At 68.4% G+C, this 22,173-nt stretch carries 24 protein-coding genes and 1 tRNA gene; 9 read left to right on the forward strand and 16 right to left on the reverse strand.

The window, feature by feature from the left end; genetic code table 11:
* Positions 1–39: 39 nt before the first annotated feature.
* Positions 40–894, reverse strand: a complete 855-nt coding sequence (locus tag J2X58_RS11000) for a tryptophan 2,3-dioxygenase family protein (RefSeq protein ID WP_310048190.1) — start codon at positions 892–894, stop codon at positions 40–42.
* A 219-nt stretch (positions 895–1,113) separates the two neighbouring features.
* On the opposite strand from J2X58_RS11000, the gene pdhA reads away from it, so the two are divergent.
* The 5 genes from pdhA to J2X58_RS11025 all read left to right on the forward strand — a co-directional run bounded on the left by pdhA (position 1,114) and on the right by J2X58_RS11025 (position 5,659).
* Positions 1,114–2,190 (forward strand): pyruvate dehydrogenase (acetyl-transferring) E1 component subunit alpha, encoded by a 1,077-nt coding sequence (gene pdhA, locus J2X58_RS11005; RefSeq protein WP_090180293.1) that lies wholly within the window; start codon positions 1,114–1,116, stop codon positions 2,188–2,190.
* A 12-nt stretch (positions 2,191–2,202) separates the two neighbouring features.
* Positions 2,203–3,183 carry an alpha-ketoacid dehydrogenase subunit beta gene (locus J2X58_RS11010; protein ID WP_090056766.1) on the forward strand — a complete coding sequence of 327 codons (981 nt, stop codon included), beginning with the start codon at positions 2,203–2,205 and terminating at the stop codon, positions 3,181–3,183.
* A gap of 13 nt (positions 3,184–3,196) precedes the next feature.
* Positions 3,197–4,573: a dihydrolipoamide acetyltransferase family protein gene (locus J2X58_RS11015; protein WP_090180295.1), complete on the forward strand. Its 1,377-nt coding sequence runs from the start codon at positions 3,197–3,199 to the stop codon at positions 4,571–4,573.
* A 173-nt stretch (positions 4,574–4,746) separates the two neighbouring features.
* Positions 4,747–5,211 (forward strand): DUF1456 family protein, encoded by a 465-nt coding sequence (locus J2X58_RS11020; RefSeq protein ID WP_090056761.1) that lies wholly within the window; start codon positions 4,747–4,749, stop codon positions 5,209–5,211.
* A gap of 64 nt (positions 5,212–5,275) precedes the next feature.
* Positions 5,276–5,659, forward strand: coding sequence for a VOC family protein (locus J2X58_RS11025; RefSeq protein WP_310048193.1), 384 nt, complete (start codon positions 5,276–5,278; stop codon positions 5,657–5,659).
* Between the two features lie 125 nt (positions 5,660–5,784).
* Here the strand turns inward: J2X58_RS11025 and J2X58_RS11030 are convergent, their stop codons facing one another.
* The 4 genes from J2X58_RS11030 to J2X58_RS11045 all read right to left on the reverse strand — a co-directional run bounded on the left by J2X58_RS11030 (position 5,785) and on the right by J2X58_RS11045 (position 9,964).
* Entirely contained in the window at positions 5,785–6,111 is a 327-nt protein-coding gene (locus tag J2X58_RS11030; RefSeq protein WP_310048196.1) for a hypothetical protein, read from the reverse strand.
* 1 nt (position 6,112) lies between these two features.
* Complete coding sequence (locus tag J2X58_RS11035) at positions 6,113–7,513, reverse strand: tryptophan--tRNA ligase (RefSeq protein WP_310048198.1); 1,401 nt, start codon at positions 7,511–7,513, stop codon at positions 6,113–6,115.
* 366 nt (positions 7,514–7,879) lie between these two features.
* Entirely contained in the window at positions 7,880–8,800 is a 921-nt protein-coding gene (rocF, locus tag J2X58_RS11040) for an arginase (RefSeq protein ID WP_090180306.1), read from the reverse strand.
* A gap of 84 nt (positions 8,801–8,884) precedes the next feature.
* Entirely contained in the window at positions 8,885–9,964 is a 1,080-nt protein-coding gene (locus J2X58_RS11045) for an L-dopachrome tautomerase-related protein (RefSeq protein WP_310048200.1), read from the reverse strand.
* Positions 9,965–10,059: 95 nt separating this feature from the next.
* Here J2X58_RS11045 and J2X58_RS11050 point away from each other — a divergent pair, with 95 nt between their 5' ends.
* Positions 10,060–10,959: a LysR family transcriptional regulator gene (locus J2X58_RS11050; protein ID WP_310048201.1), complete on the forward strand. Its 900-nt coding sequence runs from the start codon at positions 10,060–10,062 to the stop codon at positions 10,957–10,959.
* 196 nt (positions 10,960–11,155) lie between these two features.
* Positions 11,156–12,340 carry a hypothetical protein gene (locus tag J2X58_RS11055; protein ID WP_310048202.1) on the forward strand — a complete coding sequence of 395 codons (1,185 nt, stop codon included), beginning with the start codon at positions 11,156–11,158 and terminating at the stop codon, positions 12,338–12,340.
* An 89-nt stretch (positions 12,341–12,429) separates the two neighbouring features.
* Here the strand turns inward: J2X58_RS11055 and J2X58_RS11060 are convergent.
* From J2X58_RS11060 to J2X58_RS11075, 4 genes are all read right to left on the reverse strand, one after another.
* A tRNA-Thr gene (locus J2X58_RS11060) sits at positions 12,430–12,505 on the reverse strand.
* A gap of 16 nt (positions 12,506–12,521) precedes the next feature.
* Positions 12,522–13,331 (reverse strand): SPOR domain-containing protein, encoded by an 810-nt coding sequence (locus J2X58_RS11065; protein WP_310048205.1) that lies wholly within the window; start codon positions 13,329–13,331, stop codon positions 12,522–12,524.
* Positions 13,332–13,394: 63 nt separating this feature from the next.
* Complete coding sequence (locus J2X58_RS11070) at positions 13,395–14,153, reverse strand: type III pantothenate kinase (protein WP_310048207.1); 759 nt, start codon at positions 14,151–14,153, stop codon at positions 13,395–13,397.
* On the reverse strand, positions 14,150–15,130 hold the full coding sequence (locus J2X58_RS11075; protein ID WP_310048208.1) for a biotin--[acetyl-CoA-carboxylase] ligase: 981 nt from the start codon (positions 15,128–15,130) through the stop codon (positions 14,150–14,152). Before J2X58_RS11075 ends, J2X58_RS11070 begins: the two co-directional genes overlap by 4 nt.
* A 202-nt stretch (positions 15,131–15,332) precedes the next feature.
* Here J2X58_RS11075 and J2X58_RS11080 point away from each other — a divergent pair, with 202 nt between their 5' ends.
* Both J2X58_RS11080 and J2X58_RS11085 read left to right on the forward strand, forming a co-directional pair.
* Entirely contained in the window at positions 15,333–15,665 is a 333-nt protein-coding gene (locus J2X58_RS11080; protein ID WP_090056738.1) for a hypothetical protein, read from the forward strand.
* A 19-nt stretch (positions 15,666–15,684) separates the two neighbouring features.
* Positions 15,685–16,458, forward strand: coding sequence for a zinc-dependent peptidase (locus J2X58_RS11085; protein WP_310048210.1), 774 nt, complete (start codon positions 15,685–15,687; stop codon positions 16,456–16,458).
* On the opposite strand, the gene J2X58_RS11090 is transcribed toward J2X58_RS11085, so the two are convergent.
* The 7 genes from J2X58_RS11090 to J2X58_RS11120 all read right to left on the reverse strand — a co-directional run bounded on the left by J2X58_RS11090 (position 16,455) and on the right by J2X58_RS11120 (position 22,160).
* On the reverse strand, positions 16,455–17,840 hold the full coding sequence (locus tag J2X58_RS11090) for an ATP-binding protein (protein WP_090056734.1): 1,386 nt from the start codon (positions 17,838–17,840) through the stop codon (positions 16,455–16,457). The genes J2X58_RS11085 and J2X58_RS11090 overlap by 4 nt on opposite strands.
* A 56-nt stretch (positions 17,841–17,896) precedes the next feature.
* The gene (locus J2X58_RS11095) at positions 17,897–18,589 is read right to left on the reverse strand and encodes a response regulator transcription factor (protein ID WP_036115892.1); all 693 of its coding nucleotides are present in this window, start codon (positions 18,587–18,589) and stop codon (positions 17,897–17,899) included.
* The gene (locus J2X58_RS11100; protein ID WP_310048211.1) at positions 18,589–18,876 is read right to left on the reverse strand and encodes a hypothetical protein; all 288 of its coding nucleotides are present in this window, start codon (positions 18,874–18,876) and stop codon (positions 18,589–18,591) included. The genes J2X58_RS11095 and J2X58_RS11100 overlap by 1 nt, the downstream gene beginning before the upstream one ends.
* A gap of 192 nt (positions 18,877–19,068) precedes the next feature.
* The gene (locus J2X58_RS11105) at positions 19,069–19,575 is read right to left on the reverse strand and encodes a GNAT family protein (RefSeq protein ID WP_310048212.1); all 507 of its coding nucleotides are present in this window, start codon (positions 19,573–19,575) and stop codon (positions 19,069–19,071) included.
* Between the two features lie 33 nt (positions 19,576–19,608).
* Positions 19,609–20,589 (reverse strand): tRNA dihydrouridine(20/20a) synthase DusA, encoded by a 981-nt coding sequence (dusA, locus tag J2X58_RS11110; protein ID WP_310048213.1) that lies wholly within the window; start codon positions 20,587–20,589, stop codon positions 19,609–19,611.
* A gap of 105 nt (positions 20,590–20,694) precedes the next feature.
* Positions 20,695–21,120, reverse strand: a complete 426-nt coding sequence (locus tag J2X58_RS11115; RefSeq protein WP_310048215.1) for a VOC family protein — start codon at positions 21,118–21,120, stop codon at positions 20,695–20,697.
* A gap of 125 nt (positions 21,121–21,245) precedes the next feature.
* Positions 21,246–22,160 carry a LysR family transcriptional regulator gene (locus J2X58_RS11120; RefSeq protein WP_310048217.1) on the reverse strand — a complete coding sequence of 305 codons (915 nt, stop codon included), beginning with the start codon at positions 22,158–22,160 and terminating at the stop codon, positions 21,246–21,248.
* Between the last annotated feature and the right edge of the window lie 13 nt (positions 22,161–22,173).

A 22,173-nucleotide genomic window follows, 5' to 3' on the forward strand; every position in this document is an offset into this window, starting at 1 on the left:
AAGAGCGGTCGCGGCCAGGTCCGCTCCCACTGAACGCGGTCACGTGCCCAGGATGGTGCGGACCTCGATGAGTTCCGGGAAGAAGCTCTGCTCCAGCGCCTTGCGCAGGAAGGCCACGCCGGACGAGCCGCCGGTGCCGGGGCGGAAGCCGATGATGCGCTCCACCGTCTTCATGTGGCGGAAGCGCCAGAGCTGGAACGCTTCCTCGATGTCCACGAGCTCCTCGCTGAGATGGTACTCAGGCCAGAAGTTCGCGGTGTCCTCGTAGATGCGCTTGAACACGGGCAGGAGCGAGGGCTGGCTGCGCCATGGCTGGGTCAGGTCGCGGGCCAGCAGTTCGGCGGGCACGGGATGGCCGCGGCGGGCGAGGTAGCGCAGGTATTCGTCGTACAGGCCCGGGGCCTCGAACACGGTCCGGAGCCGATCGTGCGCCACGGGATCATGCTCGAACACGCGCAGCATGTCGGCGTGCTTGTTGCCGAGCAGGAATTCGACCATGCGGTACTGCAACGATTGGAATCCGGACGAAGGCCCCAGGACGTCGCGGAACTGCAGGTATTCGGCAGGGGTGAGGGTCTCCAGCACCCCCCACTGCTCGTAGAGCTGCCGCTGGATCTGCTTCACCCTCGCAAGAACTTTCAGCGTGCCGTCGACGTCGTCGCGGCGCAGGCGCGCCAGCGCGGCGTCCAGCTCGTGGATCATCAGCTTCAGCCACAGCTCGGAGGTCTGGTGCTGGACGATGAAGAGCATCTCGTCGTGGTGCGCCGGCTCGCTGCGCGGGTGCTGCGCGGTGAGTACCTGGTCGAGCTTCAGGTATTCGCCATAGGTGAGGCGCCCGTCGAGATCGGTGCGGATACCGGGTTCGAGGTCGCGCTGCGGGTTGGCCATGGGCATCTTCACATCGGGGGTTGACGGGGTCGCAGGGCGCGCCACGCCGCCATTTCGGCCGCCTGCGCAGGGTCGATCGTGCTGCGCCGTACCTTGCCGGGCCATAATACCCCTGATATCTAGTCCGGCTCGCAAGAACCCAAAAGCTAGTCGCGCCCCGCTGGATGGGCCCGGCCGCTTCCCCACTCGTGCGTGTCGTTTCTAACCTTCCCCTGGGAGCGAGTCGTGTCCATCGCCGCCAAGTTCGAAATCGAATACCTGCAATACCTTGACCAGGACGGCAAGGAAACCGGTAAGGAACTCCCCGAATTCGCCAAGGACCTCGACCACATGGTCGAGCTCTACAAGCTCATGGTGTCCACCCGCGTGTTCGACGCCAAGTCCATCGCGCTGCAGCGCACCGGCAAGCTGGGCACCTACGCCTCGTGCCTCGGCCACGAAGCCGCGCACGTGGGCATCGGCAGCGCCATGCGCCGCGAGGATTCCCTCGCCGTGTCGTATCGCGAGTACGGCGCGCAGCTGTATCGCGGCGTGAAGCCGCGCGAGGTCTACACCTACTGGGGCGGCGACGAGCGCGGCAACGATTTCGCCGACGCGCCCGCCCACGACTTCGCCTGGTGCGTGCCGATCGGCACGCAGTGCCTGCACGCCGCCGGCTCGGCGCTGGCGTTCAAGATCCGCAACGAACCGCGCGTCGCGGTCTGCACGATCGGTGACGGCGGCTCGTCGAAGGGCGACTTCTACGGCGCCATCAACGTCGCCGGCGCGCAGCAGCTGCCGCTGGTGGCGGTGATCGTGAACAACCAGTGGGCGATCTCCGTGCCCCGCCGCATCCAGAGCGGTTCCGGCACGCTGGCCCAGAAGGGCATCGCGGCCGGCCTGTACTGCATCCAGGTGGACGGCAACGACATCATCGCCGTGCGCAAGGCGATGGAAGACGCGCTCGAGCGCGCGCGCTCGGGTCAGGGCGGCAGCGTGATCGAAGCGGTGACCTACCGCCTCGGCGACCACACCACGGCCGACGACGCGCGCCGCTACCGCGGCGAGCAGGAAGTGAAGGACGCGTGGGAACGCGACCCGGTGCCGCGCCTGCGCAAGTGGCTCGAAGCCAAGGGCAAGTGGGACGACGCGAAGGAAGAGGCCTGGAAGGCCGAGTGCGACGACTGGATGGACAACGAGGTCAACGCGTACCTGGAGACGAAGAACCAGCCGGCGACGGCGATGTTCGACTACCTGTACGCCGAACTCCCGGCCGACCTCGAAAAGCAGCGCGAGCTCGTTGCTTCCCTCGATCGCAAGTAAGGATCCCTTCCCATGGCACAAATCACTCTCATCGAAGCGGTGACCCAGGCGCTCGCCTACGAGATGCGCAACGACGACAGCGTCGTGGTGCTCGGCGAGGACGTCGGCGTCAACGGCGGCGTGTTCCGCGCCACGCAGGGCCTGCAGGAACAGTTCGGCGACATGCGCGTCATCGACACGCCGCTGGACGAAGGCACCATCGCCGGCCTCACGGTCGGTCTCGCCGCGCAGGGCATGAAGCCCGTCGCGGAAGCGCAGTTCGAAGGCTTCATCTACCCGATGATGGAGCACATCGCCTGCCACGCCGCCCGCATGCGCAACCGCACGCGCGGCCGCATCACGGTGCCCGCCGTGTGGCGCGCGCCCTGGGGCGGCGGCATCCGCGCGCCGGAGCACCACTCCGAGGCGAACGAGCACCTGTTCACCAACATCCCGGGCCTGCGCGTCGTGATGCCCTCGTCGCCGGCCCGCGCCTACGGCCTGCTGCTCGCCGCGATCCGCGACCCGGATCCCGTGATCTTCTTCGAGCCGAAGCGCATCTATCGCCAGTACAAGGAAGAAGTGCCGGACGACGGCGAGGCGCTGCCGCTCGACGTCTGCTTCGTGCTGCGCGACGGCACCGACGTGACGCTCGTGACCTGGGGCGCGCAGGTGAAGGAATGCCTCGAGGCCGCCGACGAGCTCGCGCAGAAGGGCATCAGCGCCGAAGTCATCGACGTCGCGACGCTGACCCCGCTCGACTTCGACACGATCGCGGAATCGGTCACGAAGACCGGCCGCTGCGTCATCGTGCACGAAGCCCCGAAGACCGCCGGCTTCGGCGCCGAGATCGCCGCGCGCCTGTCCGAGGAGTGCCTCTACAGCCTGCTCGCGCCGGTCGAGCGCGTCACCGGCTTCGATACCCACATCCCGCTGTTCCGCCTGGAGATGAAGTACCTCCCCAGCGTCGAACGCATCGTCGAAGCCGCCGAGCGCACGCTCGCCGCCTCCTGAGGAACCGATACCCATGGCCGACATCAAGACCTTTTTCCTGCCGGACCTCGGCGAAGGCCTGCCCGACGCGACCGTCGTCGAGTGGCACGTCAAGGAAGGCGACACCATCAAGCTCGACGCCCCGCTGGTGTCGATGGAAACCGCGAAGGCCGTCGTCGACGTGCCGTCGCCCTACTCCGGCACCGTGAAGAAGCTGCACGGCGCCGCCGGCGACATCATCGAGACCGGCGCGCCGCTGGCCGAGTTCGAGATCGACCCGAACGCCCGCCAGCGCGCCGAGGCCGAATCCACCGGCCACCACCATGGCCCGAAGAAGGGCGTCGGCAGCCCGGCGGCCGACGATAGCCACAAGGTCGTCGCGTCCGACGACGGTGGCGAGATCGAGTCCGGCGGCGAGCGCGAAGACGAAGGCACCGTCGTCGGCGCCATGGTCAGCGGCAACGCCGTGCACACGGAGCAGGTGTCCAGTGCCGGCGGCGTCAAGGCCGTGCCGGCCGTGCGCGCCGCCGCGAAGAAGCTCAAGGTCGACCTGACCCGCGTGCAGCCCACGGGCGCCGGCGGCGTCATCACCATGGCCGACGTCAAGGCCGCCGCGGCCAACGGCAGCGCCGCCCTGGGCGCCGCGCCGGTCCGTTCGGCCGCCGCGCAGCACCTCGCGCCGACGCTGCCCGAGCCGGGTCCGGCACCGACACGCACGCCCGTGTCGCTCGCCGGCAAGGCCGTCCGCACCGCGCCCCCGGGCAAGGACGCGATGGGTCAGCCGGAACAGCTCAAGGGCGTCCGCCGCAACATGGCGCGCGTCATGGCCGAAGCGCACGCGCAGGTCGTCCCGACCACGCTCGTCGACGACGCCGACCTGCACGCCTGGATCGGCAAGCAGGACATCACCGCCCGCCTGATCCGCGCGATCGTGGTCGCCTGCAAGACGGTGCCGGCACTCAACGCGTGGTTCGACGGCAAGACGCTGACCCGCACGCTGCACCCGCACGTGGACGTCGGCATCGCCGTGGATACCGAGGACGGCCTGTTCGTTCCGGCCCTGCGCAACGCCGACGTGCTCGACGGCGCGGGCGTCCGCGCCGCGATCAAGCGCCTGCGCACCTCCGTCGAGGATCGCAGCATTCCGGCGTCGGAGCTCTCCGGCTACACGATCAGCTTGTCCAACTTCGGCATGTTCGCCGGCCGCTACGCCACGCCGGTCGTCGTGCCGCCGACGGTCGCCATCGTCGGTGCCGGCAAGCTCAGCCACGACGTCGTCGCCGTGATGGGCGGCATCGAAGTGCACCGCCGCATGCCGCTGTCGCTGACCTTCGACCACCGCGCCGCCACGGGCGGGGAAGCCGCGCGCTTCCTGAAGGCGATGCTCGACGATCTGGGCCTGCCGCAGTAAGACGCGGCGACGCCGCCCTGCCCTCATTCGCGCGCAGGGCGCGCTCCTACAACGCCGCACTGTAGGAGCGCGCCCTGCGCGCGACATGTTGTGAGGCCGCGAGTCACAAGTCCCGATGGAGGTTACGCAAGGGCCGGCGACGCTGCCACCGCTCGCGCGGTATCCTTCCCGCCATGCTCAACAACGACACCCTCCGTAGCGTCCGCTACATGCTCGACCTCGGCGACGTCCACGTCGTCGAGATCATGAAGCTCTCCGGCTTTCCCGCCACGCGCGAACAGGTCGAACCCTGGTTGCGCAAGGAAGACGAGCCGGGCTTCGTCGAGATGCCCGACGCCGCCATGGCGCATTTCCTCGATGGCCTCATCGTCCATCGTCGCGGCCGCGACGAAAGCCAGCCGCCGCGCCCGGTCGAAACCCGCGTCAACAACAACGTGGTGCTGAAGAAGCTGCGCGTGGCGTTCGAGCTGAAGGAAGACGACATCCTCGCGATCATGGGCGAGGCCGGCTTCCGCGTGTCGAAGGGGGAGATCAACGCCCTCTTCCGGCAGCCGAAGCACAGCAATTTCCGCCTCTGCGGCGACCAGTTCCTGCGCAATTTCCTGAAGGGCCTGACGCTGCGCCTGCGCGGCGCCTGAGCGTCACGCGGTCTCCGCGCGGCCGCTGCTAGCGTCGGTGTTCCGTGTCACGGAGGCATCGACCATGCACCGCAGCAGGCTCTGCAACCTCGTCATCGACTGCCAGGGCACCGACCTGGCCGCGGCCACGACTTTCTGGAGCCGCGCGCTCGGGAAGCCGGTGGAAAATCCCGACGAAGATGGCGATGGGAGGTACGCGTCGCTGAGGACGGCACCGGACGAGCTCAAGATCCTCATCCAGTGCGTCGATCATCCCAGCCGTGTGCATCTGGACATCGAAACGGACGACCTCGACGCCGAAGCCGCGCGACTGGAGGCGCTGGGGGCGAAGCGGATCGGCTTCGTGAAGCGCTGGTGGGTGATGGAAGCGCCGACGGGCCATCGCTTCTGCATCGTGCGCAGGCAGACCGAGGACTTCGGGCCCCATGTGAATCGGTGGGGCCCGTAGCCGCCGGCGATGTCGTGATCCGTAGGAGCGCGCCCAGCGCGCGACAGCCTCCGTGCCGTGAGCTGCGGGACCTGTGCGCCTCGCGAAGAGCTGTCGCGCGCAGGGCGCGCTCCTACATGGAAGGTCTAGGTTGCGCGCTTTTTCCACACCATCTGCCGGACGATCAGCGCGACGAGCAGCACGGCGAGGAAGGCGCCGTAGCCGTACAGGGCTGGTACGACCTGCTGCCAGATCGCTCCGCTCTTCGGCCCGAATTCGTCGGCGGCCGGCAGCTCGACGGCGTCGTACGCGACCACGGCCGACTGGATCGCTGCGACCGTCGCCGCGAGCAGCGCGAGCACGTCGAACGAGCGACGCGTGACGTTCCGCGGCAGCGACTTCGGGTAGGCCCAGTAGGCCCAGCCCAGCACGATCAACCACGGCGCCAGCAGCATGATCGCGAGGTAGCGCATGTCAGACTTTCCGCTTCGCCGCCGCTTCTTCCGCCGTCGCGGCGGCGAGTGCGTCGAGGGCGGCACGCACGCGCTGCACGTGCGCCGCACGGGCGCCCTCGTCGGCAGGCAACGCACCCGAAGCGACCGCATTACCGTCGATCGACAGGACGACCGCGTCGCCCTGCGCCTCGAGGGCGGCGTTCGCGCCGCCCAGCGTGCCGAGCGTCTGGCGCACCGCGCCGGCCGCCTTCGGGTCGGCGAACGCGCTGGACAGCAGCAGCTCCTCGCCATCGCCGCCGAACAGGCGGAAACGGAAGCTGCCGTCGGTATCGCGGAAGCTGGCGATGCGCGGCGGCTTCGCCTTCGCTATCGACGGAGCCGCCGCGGGAGCCGCGGCCGCCTTCGATGCGGAGCTCGATCGGCGCAGACCGACGGCCTCCCGCAGCGTTTCGACCAGGGGGCCGGCGATCGCGCGCGCTTTCGCGGCACCGGCAAGGAGGATGTCCTCCATGTCGTCCGGCTTCGCCATCAGCGCTTCATAGCGCTCGCGCATCGGGCCGATGTCGGCCTCCACGCGCTCGAACAGGGCCTGCTTCGCGTCGCCCCAGCCGAGGCCACCACGCAAAGCCTCCGCGAACGCGGCCGTTTCGGCTGGCGACGCGAACGCCTTGAAGATGGTGAACAGCGAAGAGTCGTCCGTCTCTTTCGGTTCGCCCGGAAGGCGCGAATCGGTGACGATCTTCATGATCGCCTCGCGCATGCCCTTCGCGCCGCCCTCGAAGAGCGGAATCGTGTTGTCGTAGCTCTTCGACATCTTGCGGCCGTCGAGGCCCGGCAGCGTCGCCACCTGCTCCTCGATGTGCGCTTCGGGCATGACGAAGAAGTCACGACCGTAGGTGTGGTTGAAGCGCTGCGCGATGTCGCGCGCCATTTCGATGTGCTGGATCTGGTCGCGTCCGACGGGCACCTTGTTCGCGTTGAACGCGAGGATGTCGGCCGCCATCAGCACGGGGTACATGTACAGGCCCGCGGTGACGCCCGCATCGGCGTCTTCCTGATTCTCGATGTTGCGGTCCACCGCCGCCTTGTACGCGTGCGCGCGGTTGAGCAGGCCCTTGGCCGTGACGCAGGTCAGCAGCCACATGAGCTCGGTCACCTCGGGGATGTCCGACTGGCGGTAGAAGGTGGCCGTGTTCGGGTCGAGGCCCGCGGCCAGCCAGGTGGCGGCGATCTTGAGGCGGGAGGCCTCCACGCGATCGGCGTCGTCGCTCTTGATCAGGGCGTGGTAGTCGGCCATGAAGTAGAACGCGTCGACGTTCGGATCCTTGCTGGCAAGGACCGCCGGCCGGACGGCACCGACGTAGTTGCCGAGATGCGGCGTGCCGGTCGTGGTGATGCCGGTGAGAACGCGGGTGTGCATGGGAAGCCTTCGAACCTGACGACGGAAACCGTCCAAGTCTAGCCCGCGGGGAGCGGCCTGTGGGAGCGGCCGCGGCCGCGACATCCCGTCGCTGTGGGAGCGGACCTGGCGGCGATGGCGTGTCGCTGTGGGAGCGGACCTGGCCGCGACGGCGTGTCGCTGTGGGAGCGGACCTGGCCGCGACGGCGTGTCGCCGTGGGAGCGGACCTGGCCGCGACGGCTTTTCGCGAGGAGCGACAGGGCCTGTGACGCCCCGCGAAAAACTGTCGCGGCCAGGTCCGCTCCCACAGCAAGGGGCTGTCGCGGCCAGGTCCGCTCCCACAGCAAGGGGCCGTCGCGGCCAGGTCCGCTCCCACAATGCTTCGATCAGCGCATCAGGGTCGACTTGCCGAACAGCGACTCGACGAGGTCGACCGCCAGCTTGGCCGTCTGGTTGCGCTTGTCGAAGGCCGGATTCAGCTCGACGATGTCGAGCGAGCCGACGCGGCCCGTATCCGCGATCATCTCCATGACGAGCTGCGCCTCGCGATAGTTCGGCCCTCCGCGCACCGTGGTGCCGACACCGGGGGCGATCGACGGATCGAGGAAGTCGACGTCGAAGCTCACGTGCAGATGGGTGTCCTCGTCGACCCCGGCCAGCGCCTCTTCCATCGCCGCCTTGATGCCGATCTCGTCGATGTACCGCATGTCGTAGATGTCGAGCCCGACCTCGTGCACGAAGCGCTTCTCGCCCTCGTCCACCGAGCGGATGCCGATCTGCCGGAACACGTCGGGCGACGTGGCGGGCACCGTGCCACCGATGCGCGTGAGCACATCCGGGCCATGGCCGCAAAGGCACGCCACCGGCATGCCGTGGATGTTGCCGGACGGGGTGATCGCACTGGTGTTGAAGTCGGCGTGCGCGTCGAGCCAGAGCACGCGCAGCTTCTTCCCCGTCTCGCGACAGTGGCGCGCGACCGCCGAAATCGAACCGATCGCCAGGCAGTGGTCGCCGCCCAGGAGGATCGGCAGCCTGCCCTCGCGGAGTTCGCCGTAGATCGCGTCGTGCAGCGCCGTGTTCCACGCCACGACGGCGTCGAGGTGGCGATAGCCGTCGACCGGGGGCTGCCATGGATTCAGTGGCCCGGCCAAATTGCCGCGATCGACGACGTGCATGCCGCGCTTCGCGAGGCGCTCGGCGAGCCGGGCGACGCGAAGCGCCTCCGGCCCCATCGAGCTGCCGCGATGGCCGGCGCCGATATCGGTGGGGGCGCCCACGAGGGCGACGGAACGGGTGAGAGGACTCATGGAGGGGACGGCTCGGTGATAACTCCCGAAGTCTACACCCGCCCATGAAACAGCCACGTTGCAGCGCGGCAGTCCATCCGTCGCCTAACGCGGCACATCCAGCCGATACACGCGCACCGGCCATTGCGTCGTCGCCTTGCCGTGCTGGAACAGCGCGACGCGATCCATCTGCGGCACGGGGAGGAACAGGCGCCCCTGCGCGTCGAACGCGGGGGCGTCGACCCAGTGCAGGCGAGCGTCGGTCAGGATCGTGTCGATGTGGCCGTCCGGCGTGGCGCGACGCAGGGAGTCCGTCGCGAGATCGGTGAAATAGAGGTTGCCCTTGCCGTCCATCGTCGTTCCGCCGACCGGCGGCAGGTCGAGCCAGGGTTCCACGTGCGCTTCCAGCGCCTTCGAGGGGAGCGACGCGTCGTCGAGATAGCGCGTCTCGATGCGCCACCACGGACCTTCCAGCGAGGCGAAATAGAACCACCGGCCATCCGGACTCACTTCCAGCGGATCGGCGTTGACGCGCAGCGCGCTGCCGTCGGGCGCGCGCACCACCTGGCCGCCAAGGACGATGTCCCGATCGCTCGCGGTCGTGAAGCGCGTGCCGTCGAGCACGCGACGCGCCTTGCCGGTGGTCAGGTCGAGCACGATCAGGCCCGGGTCGCCGGCATCGGTCAGGTACGCGTGGTCGCCGTGGAAGCGGATGTCGTCGACGTAGCTGTGCGTGCGCGCGATGTCGGCAGGCAACGGAATCACGCGATCGACCCGGCCGCTCGCGAGGTCGACCCGCACGAGCTTGGCGGCCCCCGGGATCACGCTGCCGCCGAATCCGTCGACGCCCGTGTCGACGATCCATAGGCCACCCCGCGGATCGCGGTGGATCGCGTTGACGTTCACGAACCGGCGCTCGACCGGCACGGATGCATCCGTGCTGTTCCAGGCGGCATCGGGCCAGGGACGCGCACGGCCCTCGGCGTCGACGGCCGCCACCGATGGGCCGCGGGAACCCGTCCAGCGCGGTCCGGCGACGTAGACGCGACTCGCGTCGTCGATCGCCACCGCGTTCCACACCGAGTCGCGCGTCTCGGCGACGACGTGGAGGGCGGGCTCACCGGCCAGCGCAGGCAGCGCCGCGGCGAGGGACAGAGCGAGCAAGGCGTGGCGCAGGCGGTTCATGGGATGGCTCCGGAAGGACAGGCGGCCATCGTCGTCTTCCGCGCAGGTGCGAAAAACGGGCACCATGGGCAAACACTTTCCGCAAAGCGCCGAAAATGATCCGACTCGACGACGTGCAGCTCTTCGTCCAGACCGCCGACGCGGGCAGCTTCTCGGCGGCCGCCCGGCTCGCCGACAGCACGCCGGCCATGGTCAGCAACGCCGTGCAGCGGCTCGAGCGCGAACTGGGCACGCGGCTGTTCGTGCGCTCGACCCGCAGCATGCGACTGTCCGACGACGGCGAGCGCTATCTGCCGCATGCGCGTGCGATGCTCGACGCGCTGGCGGGTGGGTCGCGCACGCTGGCCGAGAGCCGCGGCGAGATCGCCGGCCCGTTGCGGCTGTCCGTGCCTTCGGATCTCGGACGCAACGTGCTGCTGCCATGGTTCGACGCGTTCCAGGCCGAGCACCCGGCCATCTGCCTGCAGTTGCGCATCAGCGATCGCTCCGCGGACCTGCACCGCCATCCCATCGACGCGGCGATCCGCTATGGCACGCTCGACGATTCGGGCCTCGTCGCGCAGCCGCTCGTCCCGGACAATCGACGCGTGCTCTGCGCGTCGCCCGACTACCTCGCGAAGCACGGCACGCCGACCCATCCCGACGATCTCGGCGAACACAATTGCCTGTGCTTCGTCTGGGGCGACATCGTCTACGACCGCTGGACGTTCGACCTGCGAGGCGGCCCTCGTACGGTGAAGGTGTCGGGCGACCGCATCAGCGACGACGCCGAAGTCACGCGCCGCTGGGGCGTCGCGGGGAAAGGGATCGTCTACAAGTCGAAGATCGACGTCGCCGACGATCTCGCCGCCGGCCGGCTCGTCGACCTGCTCCCCGACCAGGGCGAACGCTCGCCTCTGAATCTCGTCAGCGCGCACCGCTCGCAGCTGACGCCGGCGGTGCAGCGGCTGCGGGATTTCCTGCGGCAAAGATTGAGCGCCATCGCAGCAAGTTGATCGTGCGCGTCCGTCCGGTCTGGCGTTACCCGATCGAAAAACTTCGATGCGGATTCGGTCCGAACGGCGTACCCCACTGGGGTACATGGAATCGTATGCAAACCGACACTTTGCACAAGGCCGCGGTCGAGGTCGACAATCGATCGCGCGCGGCGAACCGACCGCGAGGCACCCATCTCATGGAGGAGACCTTGCAATGCCTACGACCAGCACCGCAGTAACCAAAGCCTTCGACTACCTGACGATTCCGCTCGACCTCGTGCCGTGGTTCGAAAGCAGCAACGGCGAGATGAATTACGCACTCGACATCCGCACGATTCCCAAGCCGTGGGAGCCGATCGTGTGCACTGTCCGGGGCATCGTGACCGACCCATCCACCTTCGATATCGAGGTGGATCTCTTCGGTTTCGGGGTCGATTTCCAGTACGACCCGGATGTTTCGTCGATCGACGTGGAACTGCCCTGGGGCTACCTGGGTCTGGTACCCGAAGGCCAGTCGCAGCTCACCTTCTTCTCGGTGCGACTGCGAAACCGCTATACCGGGATCGCCGTCCAATACGATCATCACAGATGCTATCTCATCAACGGAGACATTCCGCTTGTGGATCGTTCATCAGCTACCGGCCGGCTGCTCGAGGGCCTTCGGACCGATCGCGAACGGGTGAGGCATCCCCGCCGCGAAGGGCGACACGCGGGTGCGGGGCGCCGGTCGACCCCGCAGCGACGGACACGCCCCGTGCGTGGTGCCCCCCGCATCGGCGAGGCCGGTGGCGGAGGCTTCTTCTTCGGTATCACGTCGGAAAATGGCGTGCTCTACAAGAATTACGTGGCACCACGCCAGTACGAGATGGCCGGTGCGATCTGCGACGACATCGACGAGATGGATCCCAATCATCCACTTCGGAAGATCTTGCATCGCACGGATAGCCGGGCGAACACCGAAGCCCTCCAACCTTACAGCACGATCGCGAAGGCCATCTGTGGCCTCACGATCGACGGCTTCAGCGACTGGGGCATCCCGGCGCTGGACGTCGGTGAACTTCTCTATCGAAATCTGAACTCGGGCGAGCGCTGGATCGAACACGCCTACGACAAGGCGGACGGCGACAACGCGTCGAGTGTTCCGCAGGGCTTCCCGTACGCGCCGCACCAGCCGCCGATAACCGAGGCCGACGCATTCAGGCATTTCGGCCCACAGGCCTTTCACTGGGCCATGTACTGCTGGCTGAGCAATCCCGCAGTGCCCGACGCGGAGCAACTTATGGGAGTCACGACCGCGTTCGGCGGATCGCCACGCTACTTGCTCAATACGTGGATGAGACTGAGCGTAAGGCCGGTCCGGCGCGAGCGGCTCATCGTGCCGCCATGGGCTACATGGTGAACCGCCACGACGGGCCAGCGGTCGATGGAGAGAAAGGGCTCGCCAAGGCGGGGAGCCCTTACTTCGTACGATCGACGTCGCACGATGGATGGTGCCGACACCCGGATTCGAACTGGGGACCTACCGCTTACAAGGCGGTTGCTCTACCAACTGAGCTATGCCGGCGAAGGCGGGGATTCTATCAGAAGCAACCGGTCGTTCGCGCCGCGACGCCGGGGGTGCGGATGCCCCGGCGGATGTCGCCGCCGGCTTCCTCGGGGACGACGACGTCGAGCCACCAGACGGGCGTCGTTTCCGTGCGCTCGCTCATGCGGGCCGGGAAACCCGCGGCGACCACCTCGTCTCGGCGTTTCCGCGCATTGGCCGGGTCGTGGAAGAGGCCGAGGGCGACGGAGTTCTGCAGCTCGCCCTGCGCGGTGACGACGAAGTAATCCTTGATGCCTTTCGCCTCCAGGCGCCGCGCCTGCGCCAGCGCCTGCTCGCGCGTGGGCTGCGCGGGGAGGAATACGCGCCAGCCGCGCGATTCGCTGGTCTGCTCCTGGCGCTGCCGGCTGCGCACGGTGCGCGAGGCGATGGCGCCGCGCGCGGCGCGGAGGTCCACCTGGTTGGCGAACGGACCGATGGCGAGGCAGCGGTAGCTGCGACGCGGGCTGGTCGGCGCGTTGGGGGCGTCGGCGGTCGCCGCGTCAGCCTTGGCGACCGTCGCCGGAGGCTTCGGAGCGACTGGCGGCGCGGACGCCGCCTTCGCCGGCATCGCGGGAAGCGCGACGCTCGTGGATTTCTCCGGCGCGGCGGGTGCGGCGGTGCGGGCGGACGTCGCCGGAGCCGGCGTCGTCGCCGCGGGTTCCGGTAGCTCGGCGAGCAGCTTGAGTTTCGGCACGCCGCCGTCGTTCGGATCGATCGCCGGCGTACCCGAATCGCCCAGCAGCAGCCACGCGGCCACCGCGATATTGAGGGCGATCAACAGTACGAACAGCAAACGCAGCAGCATGGTGGCCTCGGGTGCGGAGGGGCCTGCGCGCGTTCCCCTGTCAGAACCGGCGGCGTCGGGATTCTAGGCGATATTGCCGGAAACGACATGCGACTTCGCCCACACCGCGAGTCCGCGCAGCACGGCATCGGGCACCACCGCGACGTCGCGCTGGAGCAGCGGCGCGAGCAGGTCGGCATCGCCGCCGCCAAGGGTCACGACCGGATGGCCGCCGAGCATCGGCGCCGTGCGATCGACGAAGCGATCGACCAGCGCAGCGCAAGCCTGCCAGCAACCGGAGGCGAGGCCGTCCGCCGTGTTGTCGGCGAGGTCGAGGACGCTGCCGCCGCGATCGGGGCGGACCTGCACCGTCGCGCCAAGCACCGACTGCTGCATGAGCAGTGGCCCGGGCGCGATCCAGCCACCCAGATGACGACCGGTCGCGTCCAGCGCATCGAGCGTGAGTGCGGTGCCGACGCTGGCGAGGACGCACGGCGCGCGTCCCGCCGCGAACGCGTCCACCATGGCGAGGAAGCGATCCACGCCGAGCCGCGCGTGCTCCGGATAGGCGTTGGTGACGCCGCAGGCGTGCGCGGGTGTGCGCACCCAGACGGGATCGCGACCGAAGGCCTTGCCCGCCGCGACGGCGACGGCGGTCTCCCGCGCGGTGTCGACGACCGACGCGCCCACGACGTGCTCCGGTGCCGGCCACGTCGCCCACAGCGTGGCGAGTTCGTGCGCGATGTCGGCGTCCCAGCCGAACGCGCCACGATGCACGAAGTCGTCGCCGTCCAGCAGCGCGAACTTCAGGCGCGTGTTGCCGAGGTCGAGCAACAGGATCATGGCGCGCTCCGGCGGACGGACACTTCCGCGCTGTCGACGGTGACGACCGACCCGTCGGCGACGCGCACGCGCAGGGCGCCGCGCTCGTCGACGCCTTCGCCCACCGCCTCGAAGTCCCCGCGGGGGTCCAGGATGCGCAGCGGCACGTCGTGCAGCAGGTCGTTCGCCGCGTATTCGTCAGCGAAGGCGGCGAAGCCATGGCGCTCGAAGGTGCGCAGACCCTCGGCCAGCTCGGTGACCACGACCGTCGCGATGTGGTTGCGGCCCGGCGGGTCGCCGCCGACGATCGAGGCGAGGTCGGTGATCGGCTGGCCGGCCCGTTCGTGCACGCTGTCGGGAAGGCGGATGTTGAGGCCGACGCCGATCACGGCGGCGCATGGTCCGGAATACTCGCCGGACAACTCGACGAGGATGCCAGCGAGCTTCGCGTTGCCGGCGAGCACGTCGTTCGGCCACTTCAGCCCCGCCGTGCGGATCCCGAGATCGCCGAGGGCACGCACGAGCATCACCCCGACGGCGAGCGACAGGCCGGACAGCGACGCGAAGCCGCCGTCGAAGCGCTTGAGCACGGAGAGGTAGAGATTCATGCCGGGAGGCGACAGCCAGGGGCGGCCGCGACGGCCCCGCCCGGCGGACTGCGTTTCGGCCATGACGAACGCGAGGTCGTCCAGCACCGGGATGCGGCGCGCGATCTCGCTCGACGTGGAGTCGATCTCCCAGTGCACCTCGAGCATGCCGACCTGCGCCGAGGTCGCCGGCGCGAGCCCGGCACGGATGCGCTGGCCGTCCAGCAGTTCGGTCGGCCATGGCAGGCGGTAGCCGCCCCCGACCTTCGCCTCCACGGGCACGCCCTTCAGTCGCAGGGCTTCGATCTGTTTCCAGACCGCGGCGCGCGTCACGCCGGCCTTGCGGGCCAGGGCCGCGCCGGACACGGCGTCGCCACCGGCGAGGGCATCGAGGAGGTCGCGTGCGAGCATGGTGTGCCGTGGGCCGTCAGGCGGCCGCTGTCGGGGGTGGGGAGGTCCGGGACATCCGCCGATTCTAGGGCAGCGGCGCGGATTTCGCCCGCATCGGGCCGGGGACGACCGCCGGCGACGTCCTGCACTGGCAGCCGGGTGAAATTTCTGCGAGGATCGGCCGTCCCCCTCTTCGTCCCTCGAGGGGCTGCAGGGTTTACCGATGAACGCCAGACCGTACATCTTCGGATGTCTGTGCCTCGTCGGTGCCGCCGGCACCGCCGCCGCTTCCGACATCGACCCCAGTGGTCTGCTCTCCGCGAGCGGCAGCGGTGCGTCGTCGTCGTTCGAAGGCAGCTCGCGCTCGGCGCAGTCCGGCAGGGACAACGGCGGTGGCGGCGACATCGTGCCCGCCCGCCCATCCAGCTCCCGCCGCGACACCTCGGCCGGCACGGTCGCACCGCCCGTGGATGCCGACATGTCGCGCGACGACGTGTCGCCCCTGCGCTCGTCGGTCCCGAGCTGGCAGTCGCTGCTTCCGGGATCCATGCTCTGATTCGTTCCGGTCGATCGTCGTGGGCTTTCTTCAGTCGTTGATCGGGCGCTTCCGCGCGCCCGTGCCGCCCATCGACGATGCGCTGTGGAAGCAGGCCATCGCGCGCGTCCCGCTCGCGCGCGCCCTCGATGCGCCACGCGCGCATTATCTGCGCCAGCTCGCCGCGACGTTCCTGCACACCAAGCGTTTCCACGCCATGGGCGACGCCGCCCTGGACGACTTCTGGCGGCTGGCGATCGCGATGCAGGCCAGCCTCCCCGCCCTGCCCCGTGGCCCGCGGGCCTTCAAGGGCTGGACGAACGTGCTCGTCTATCCCGGCGAGTTCAACGTGCGGCGCAGCCATCGCGACGCGCGCACCGGCGTCGTCACCGACAGCGACGACACGCTGATCGGCGAGGCGTGGGATCGCGGACCGATGATCCTCTCGCTGGCCGATGTCGCGCTGGACCTCGAAGCGCCGTGGGACGGGTTCAACGTCGTGATCCACGAGATGGCCCACAAGCTCGACATGCTCGCGGGACCGGCGAACGGCGTGCCGCCGTTGCCGCCGACGATGAACCGACGCGAATGGATCGCGACGATGCAGCGCGGTTTCGACACTCTGTCCAACGCGCTCGACCGTGGCCGGCATACGACGATCGACCCGTATGCGGCCGAGGCGCCGGAGGAGTATTTCGCGGTGACGAGCGAGCTGCATTTCTCGCAGCCGCAGGCGTTGCGGGAGGCGGAGCCCGCGGTGGCGGCGCTGCTGGAGGCCTTCTACGGGCCTGCGCCCGGGTTGCGCGGCCGCTAGGGCGGCGGCAGCTTCACGCAGAAGCGCGCACCACCCAGTTCCTCCGAGCGATCGACGTTGAGCTCGCCCTGATACGCCTTGACGATGTCCTGCACGATCGACAGACCGATGCCGTGGCCCTGCACCCGTTCGTCGCCGCGCACGCCGCGCTGCAGGATGCTTTCGATCTTGTCGTCGGGAATGCCCGGGCCGTCGTCCTCCACGATGAGTTCGAGGCCGCTGCGGCCGCGCATCTTGCCCACCGAGCGCGCGGTGAGCAGCACGCGGTGCGACGCCCACTTGAACGCGTTCTCGACGAGGTTGCCCATCAGTTCGAGCAGGTCGCCCTGCTCGCCCGGGAACGTCACGCCGTCCTCGATCTCGAACTCGCACAGCACGTTCTTCGCCGCGTACACCTTCTCGAGGCTCTGCACGAGATCCTCGGCGTGCGGCGCGATGGGCTCGACGGACGCGATCGTGCGTCGGCCCGACGTCGCGGCGCGCGAGAGCTGGTAGGCGACGATCTCGTCCATGCGGCGAACCTGGTCGAGCAGCTCGCCGCGAAGATTGCCCGCGTCGCCACCGGTTTCCAGCTGCGAGCGGATCACCGCCAGCGGTGTCTTCAGGCTGTGCGCGAGGTCCGCGAGCGTGTCGCGGTAGCGCGTGCGCTGCTCGCGCTCGCTGTCGATGAACGCGTTGAGGCGGCGGGTCAGCACGGTGAGTTCGACGGGATACGGGCCGTCGAGGTGATCGCGTGACCCGCGTTCGATGTGCGCGAGATCGCTCGACACGCGGCGCAACGGCAGCAGGCTCCAGCGCAGCAGGAACAGCTGCAGCAGCATGAGCATCATGCCGAGCATGGCCAGCCACAGGAACTGCGTGCGACGGTACGTGGCGACCTGCCGCTCGAACTGGTCCTCGGTCTGCGCCACCGCGAAGGTCAGCGGGACGCTGCGCTTCTCCGTGCTGTCCAGCGACACGCCGTAACTGAAGACGTAGAGCTTGCCGCTGCGGGTCTCCACGGGCTCGAAGGCGGTTTCGCCGGGCGAGAGCATCCGCACGAAGTCGAAGTCGCGCCCGAGCGCGGACGACGACTCCCAGCGGAAGCCGTCGTTGCCGACGATGATCGCGTAGAGGCCCGAACCCGGACGCGAGAAGTCGGGGTTCGGCTGGCTGTCCGGTGTCGTGACCTTGCCGGCGCGCGTGATGTCGGTGCCGGTGATGTACGCGATGGCGTAGTTGTGCAGGCGATCGTGCATTGCCGACAGCTCGGACGCGTAGTTCGCCTTGTTCTGGGCGAGACCGGTCAGGCCGAGGAAGGCGGCGAGCGCGAAGCCGGTCGCGAGGGCCGCTCGCGCGGCCAGCGAGAGGGGCCGGCGTCGGGTCGGTGAAGCGTTGTCCATGCTCCGAGATTACCGTGGGGCGACGCGCCGTCTTGGCCGCGTCGCCCGCGAGTCCATCAGTCTTCGTCCGCTTCGTTGCGCGGGATCGCGAAACGATAGCCGCGACCACGCACGGTTTCGATGGGCTTCAGCGCGCTTTCCGGATCGAGCTTGCGGCGCAGGCGGCCGATGAAGACCTCGAGCACGTTCGAATCGCGGTCGAAATCCTGCTGGTAGATGTGCTCCGTGAGGTCGGCCTTCGAGACGAGCTCGCCCGCATGCAGCATCAGGTACTCGAGCACCTTGTATTCGTAGCTGGTGAGGTCGACCTGGCGGCCCTCGACGGTGACCGTCTGCGCCGTGGTGTCGAGCTTGATCGGCCCGCAGGCCAGCACCGGCTTGGACCAGCCGCTCGCCCGACGAACCAGCGCGTTGATGCGCGCGAGCAGTTCCTCGACGTGGAACGGCTTCACCAGATAGTCGTCGGCGCCGTGCTTCAGGCCCTCGACCTTGTCCTGCCAGCTGCCGCGCGCGGTGAGGATCAGGATCGGGTAGCGCTGTCCGTGCTCGCGCAGGGCCTTGACCAGGTCCATGCCCGAGAGCTTGGGCAGGCCCAGGTCGATGATGGCCAGGTCGAACGGCACTTCGCGACCGAGGTACAGGCCCTCTTCGCCATCCTGGGCGGCATCGACGGCGAAGCCGTCGCGCTTCAGGCGCGCGGCGAGGGTCTCGCGCAGCGGGGCCTCGTCCTCTACGAGCAGGATTCGCATCAATGTTTCTCCTTGTTATCCCCGGCGCTGGCGTCCAGGGGCTTGGCGGTTTCGGTTCGGATCGGCACGACCTTCACGTGTCCGTCGAGGGTGAGCACCTTGACCCGGTATTCGGTGATCCGGCCGCGCTCGACGAGCCGCGTATCCGCCGACAGCACTTTCCCCCCGGTATCTTTCTGCACCTTGCTCACGGCCTGCTCCAGCGTCAGCGACTGGTCGGCGAGGGCGGCGGCGGGCAAGGCGAGGCAGAGTGCGGCGAAAAATAGCGGGCGAAACGTGATTTTCATGTCTGGCGCGGGGCGGCCGGTCGATTCGATCGGCCGATGATGCCGACGCCCTACCCGCCCCAAGCTGAACGAAACCCGATACAGCCCGGCTGCTGGAGCGGACCTGGCCGCGACCGCTTTTCGCGAGGCGCCCGGGTCCTGCGGCTCCCGGGCCACGCCGTATCGCGGCCAGGTCCGCTCCAACGGGTTCCGTCAGCCCAGCCGTTCGAGCATCGTCACCGGCTTGCCGCGGTACTCGGCCTGGCCGAACGGGCGGTAGCCCAGCCGCTCGCCGAGGCGCAGCGACGGCGTATTGGCCGGATCGATGATGCAGACGGTGCGGCCCTTGTCGCGCCGCTCGAAGAACCAGTCATGGACCGCCTCCAGGGCCTCGGTGCCATAGCCCTTCCCCTGCGCGGCGCTCGCCAGCGCCCAGGCGCCCTCCGGGAAAGGATCGAAGCGATCCCCGAGTCCGCGATGGAAGTGCGCCAGGCCGAGCTCGCCGACGTAGCGTCCGCCCTGCTTCTCCCTGAGGGTGAAGAGGCCATACCCGAAGGACGTCCAGTGCCCCACGTTGCGCAGCAGCTTGATCCAGGTGTCTTCCGGCAGCGCGTTGCCACCGATGAACGCCATCACCTTCGGATCGCTGCGCATGACGTTGCAATCGTCGAAGTCGGAGAGCGCGCAGGGAGTGAGGATCAGGCGTTCGGTGACGATCATGCGGTCCTGGCCTTGATGGACGTCGACGGGTGACTAAGCGGCCTGCCGGAAGGCCGAGAGCGCGGATTCGATCAGCCCCCAGTCGGCACCCGGAAGGTGCGCGCCTTCGGAGAGCTGGCGACGGAAACCGCGTGCGCCCGGCTCGCCCTGGAACAGACCGAGGATGTGCCGCGTGATGTGCTTGAGCTGCGTGCCACGCGCCAGCTCGGCATCGATATAGATGCGCATGCGCTCCAGCACGTCGACGCGATCGGGCAAGGGCGTGCCGTACAGCGCGGCCTCGAGCTGCGCCAGCACGAACGGGTCGTGGTAGGCGGCCCGGCCGAGCATCACGCCGTCCACGTGTCGCAGGTGTTCGCGCACGGCGTCCACGGTCGTGATGCCGCCATTGATGACGACGGTCAGCTCGGGGAATTCACGCTTCAGCCGGTAGACGCGCTGGTAGTCGAGCGGCGGGATCTCCCGGTTCTCCTTCGGGCTGAGGCCCTCGAGCCACGCCTTGCGCGCATGCACGACGAGGATCCGCACGCCCGCTTCGACCATCGTGGTGGTGAAGCGCTGCAGATCGGCGTATTCGTCCTGGTCGTCGACCCCGATGCGGCACTTCACCGTCACCGGCACGTCCACCGCGTCGGCCATCGCGCGCACGCAGTCGCCGACCAGCTCCGGCTCGCGCATGAGGCAGGCGCCGAATTTTCCCGACTGCACGCGATCGGACGGGCAACCCACGTTGAGGTTGATCTCGTCGTACCCGGCGTTCGCTCCCATGACGGCCGCCTTCGCGAGCTCGACGGGATCGCTCCCGCCCAGCTGCAGGGCCACCGGGTGCTCCTCGTGGCTGTGCTCCAGCAGACGCATCTGGTGGCCGCGCACGAGCGCGGGGCTCGTCACCATCTCGGTATACAGACGCGCATGGGGCGACAACAGCCGGTGGAAGTACCGGCAATGCCGGTCCGTCCAGTCGAGCATGGGGGCGACGCTGAGGCGAAAGGCTGAGGAGGACATCGGTTGCATGGCGACTATTCTAGCGGACGTCGAAACCCACGCATCCACTTAAGTCAAGCCCACAGACCTCGAGCCTCGCCTTAAAATCACTACGAGCCGGCAAGCGAGGTGGCTTCAGGATGCCGCGTATGTGCCTTCCGTCACCTTCTCCGTGTTCTGGCCAATCCGCCACAACACGCCGGACGGATCGATGATCACGAAGTCGCGGATACCCCACGGGCGGTCGCCCGGTGGCACGGTCCTCACGCCGTAACGCTCGGGCAGGCCTTGTGAGGTCACGTGGTGCCACCACGCCTCCACGTCGACCACGAGCATATGCATCATGAAATTTTCGGCGTGTCGCTGCTCGTAGAACTTCTGTAGGAGGAAACTCGTTTCGCCCGCATGCAGATAAGCGAGGTCGTCGGACGACCATGCCACGGTGAATCCCAGGTCGGCATAGAAACGCTTGGACAGCTCGAAGTCCCTCGCCGGAACGAAGGCCTTTATTTCAACGGTTTCCATGCTCATGAGGATCCTTTGCCTGAGCCAGTCGTCCAACCGTACACCTGGTCCAACGGCTTGTCGAAAACTTCCGCAGTGCGGGAGGCGCGCTCCAGCGTTGGCGAATACTCGCCCGCTTCGCTGCAGGGCCGAATCCGCTCGCGCAACATGCGACACAGCACTCAGCAGGCGCCATCGAACGGCGCCCGGTCCAGCAGGCAGTCGATGAAGGCCGCGAGGGGTGCGGGCCGGTGCTCGCGGTTCGGGTAGTAGAGGAACAGGCCGGGGCGCGAGATCGACCAGTCCGCGAGCACCTGCACGAGGCGTCCCTGGGCGAGCAGCTCGCCGACACCGTCGCGCTCGAAGTGATAGGCGATGCCGAGGCCCTCGACCGCGGCGGCGATGCCGATGTCGGCATGGTTCGTGACCACGGGGCCATCCACCTCGACCTCGAATCGCTTGCCCCGCTTCATGAACTCCCAGCGGTAGCGCCTGCCGTCCATCTGCAGGCGCCAGTTGATGCACGCGTGCCGATGCAGGTCCGAAGGTGACCGCGGCGTGCCGTGACGGGCGAGGTAATCCGGCGACGCGACGGCCACCATGTCCAGATCCGGTGTCAGGCGGATGGCCACCATGTCCTTCTCCAGTTGCCCGCCCACGCGGATGCCCGCGTCGAAGCGGCCGCTGACGATGTCGGCCAGCGCGTCGTCGACCACGACGTCGATCACGACGTCGGGGTGCACCCGGTGGAAGCGTGACAGCCGTGGCGCGATGATCGTGCGCGCGGCGATGCCCAGCGTGTTGATGCGAAGCGTGCCGCTCATCCGCCCGGTCGACTCGCCGGCTTCCGCGACGGCGACGTCCATCTCCCGGAACAACGGCGCGATCCGCGCGTAGAGCCGCTCACCGCTGGCGGACGGCGCGACGCTGCGCGTCGTGCGATTGAGGAGACGCGCGCCGATACGACCTTCGAGCTGACGGATCGTCTGACTGAGCGCGGACGGCGAGATGCCGAGGTGTTCCGCCGCGCGCGCGAAGCTCTGCCGCTCCACGACGGCGACGAAGGCTTTCAGTTCGGCGAAATCGGATCCGCGCATTATGCATCGTTAG

It is taken from the genome of Luteibacter sp. 3190 (assembly GCF_031456385.1).
In the GTDB taxonomy this organism is placed as follows: domain Bacteria; phylum Pseudomonadota; class Gammaproteobacteria; order Xanthomonadales; family Rhodanobacteraceae; genus Luteibacter.

Excerpts from the sequence above, each read along its gene's own strand:
- dusA (WP_310048213.1), bottom strand. The coding sequence starts at position 20,589 with ATGCAACCGATGTCCTCCTCAGCCTTTCGCCTCAGCGTCGCCCCCATG.
- J2X58_RS11025 (WP_310048193.1), top strand. The coding sequence starts at position 5,276 with ATGCACCGCAGCAGGCTCTGCAACCTCGTCATCGACTGCCAGGGCACC.
- J2X58_RS11015 (WP_090180295.1), top strand. The coding sequence starts at position 3,197 with ATGGCCGACATCAAGACCTTTTTCCTGCCGGACCTCGGCGAAGGCCTG.
- J2X58_RS11035 (WP_310048198.1), bottom strand. The coding sequence starts at position 7,513 with ATGCACACCCGCGTTCTCACCGGCATCACCACGACCGGCACGCCGCAT.
- J2X58_RS11080 (WP_090056738.1), top strand. The coding sequence starts at position 15,333 with ATGAACGCCAGACCGTACATCTTCGGATGTCTGTGCCTCGTCGGTGCC.
- J2X58_RS11100 (WP_310048211.1), bottom strand. The coding sequence starts at position 18,876 with ATGAAAATCACGTTTCGCCCGCTATTTTTCGCCGCACTCTGCCTCGCC.
- J2X58_RS11055 (WP_310048202.1), top strand. The coding sequence starts at position 11,156 with ATGCCTACGACCAGCACCGCAGTAACCAAAGCCTTCGACTACCTGACG.
- J2X58_RS11020 (WP_090056761.1), top strand. The coding sequence starts at position 4,747 with ATGCTCAACAACGACACCCTCCGTAGCGTCCGCTACATGCTCGACCTC.
- J2X58_RS11095 (WP_036115892.1), bottom strand. The coding sequence starts at position 18,589 with ATGCGAATCCTGCTCGTAGAGGACGAGGCCCCGCTGCGCGAGACCCTC.
- J2X58_RS11075 (WP_310048208.1), bottom strand. The coding sequence starts at position 15,130 with ATGCTCGCACGCGACCTCCTCGATGCCCTCGCCGGTGGCGACGCCGTG.
- J2X58_RS11090 (WP_090056734.1), bottom strand. The coding sequence starts at position 17,840 with ATGGACAACGCTTCACCGACCCGACGCCGGCCCCTCTCGCTGGCCGCG.
- J2X58_RS11000 (WP_310048190.1), bottom strand. The coding sequence starts at position 894 with ATGCCCATGGCCAACCCGCAGCGCGACCTCGAACCCGGTATCCGCACC.
- J2X58_RS11045 (WP_310048200.1), bottom strand. The coding sequence starts at position 9,964 with ATGAACCGCCTGCGCCACGCCTTGCTCGCTCTGTCCCTCGCCGCGGCG.
- J2X58_RS11050 (WP_310048201.1), top strand. The coding sequence starts at position 10,060 with ATGATCCGACTCGACGACGTGCAGCTCTTCGTCCAGACCGCCGACGCG.
- rocF (WP_090180306.1), bottom strand. The coding sequence starts at position 8,800 with ATGAGTCCTCTCACCCGTTCCGTCGCCCTCGTGGGCGCCCCCACCGAT.
- J2X58_RS11065 (WP_310048205.1), bottom strand. The coding sequence starts at position 13,331 with ATGCTGCTGCGTTTGCTGTTCGTACTGTTGATCGCCCTCAATATCGCG.
- J2X58_RS11070 (WP_310048207.1), bottom strand. The coding sequence starts at position 14,153 with ATGATCCTGTTGCTCGACCTCGGCAACACGCGCCTGAAGTTCGCGCTG.
- J2X58_RS11030 (WP_310048196.1), bottom strand. The coding sequence starts at position 6,111 with ATGCGCTACCTCGCGATCATGCTGCTGGCGCCGTGGTTGATCGTGCTG.
- J2X58_RS11010 (WP_090056766.1), top strand. The coding sequence starts at position 2,203 with ATGGCACAAATCACTCTCATCGAAGCGGTGACCCAGGCGCTCGCCTAC.
- J2X58_RS11120 (WP_310048217.1), bottom strand. The coding sequence starts at position 22,160 with ATGCGCGGATCCGATTTCGCCGAACTGAAAGCCTTCGTCGCCGTCGTG.
- J2X58_RS11105 (WP_310048212.1), bottom strand. The coding sequence starts at position 19,575 with ATGATCGTCACCGAACGCCTGATCCTCACTCCCTGCGCGCTCTCCGAC.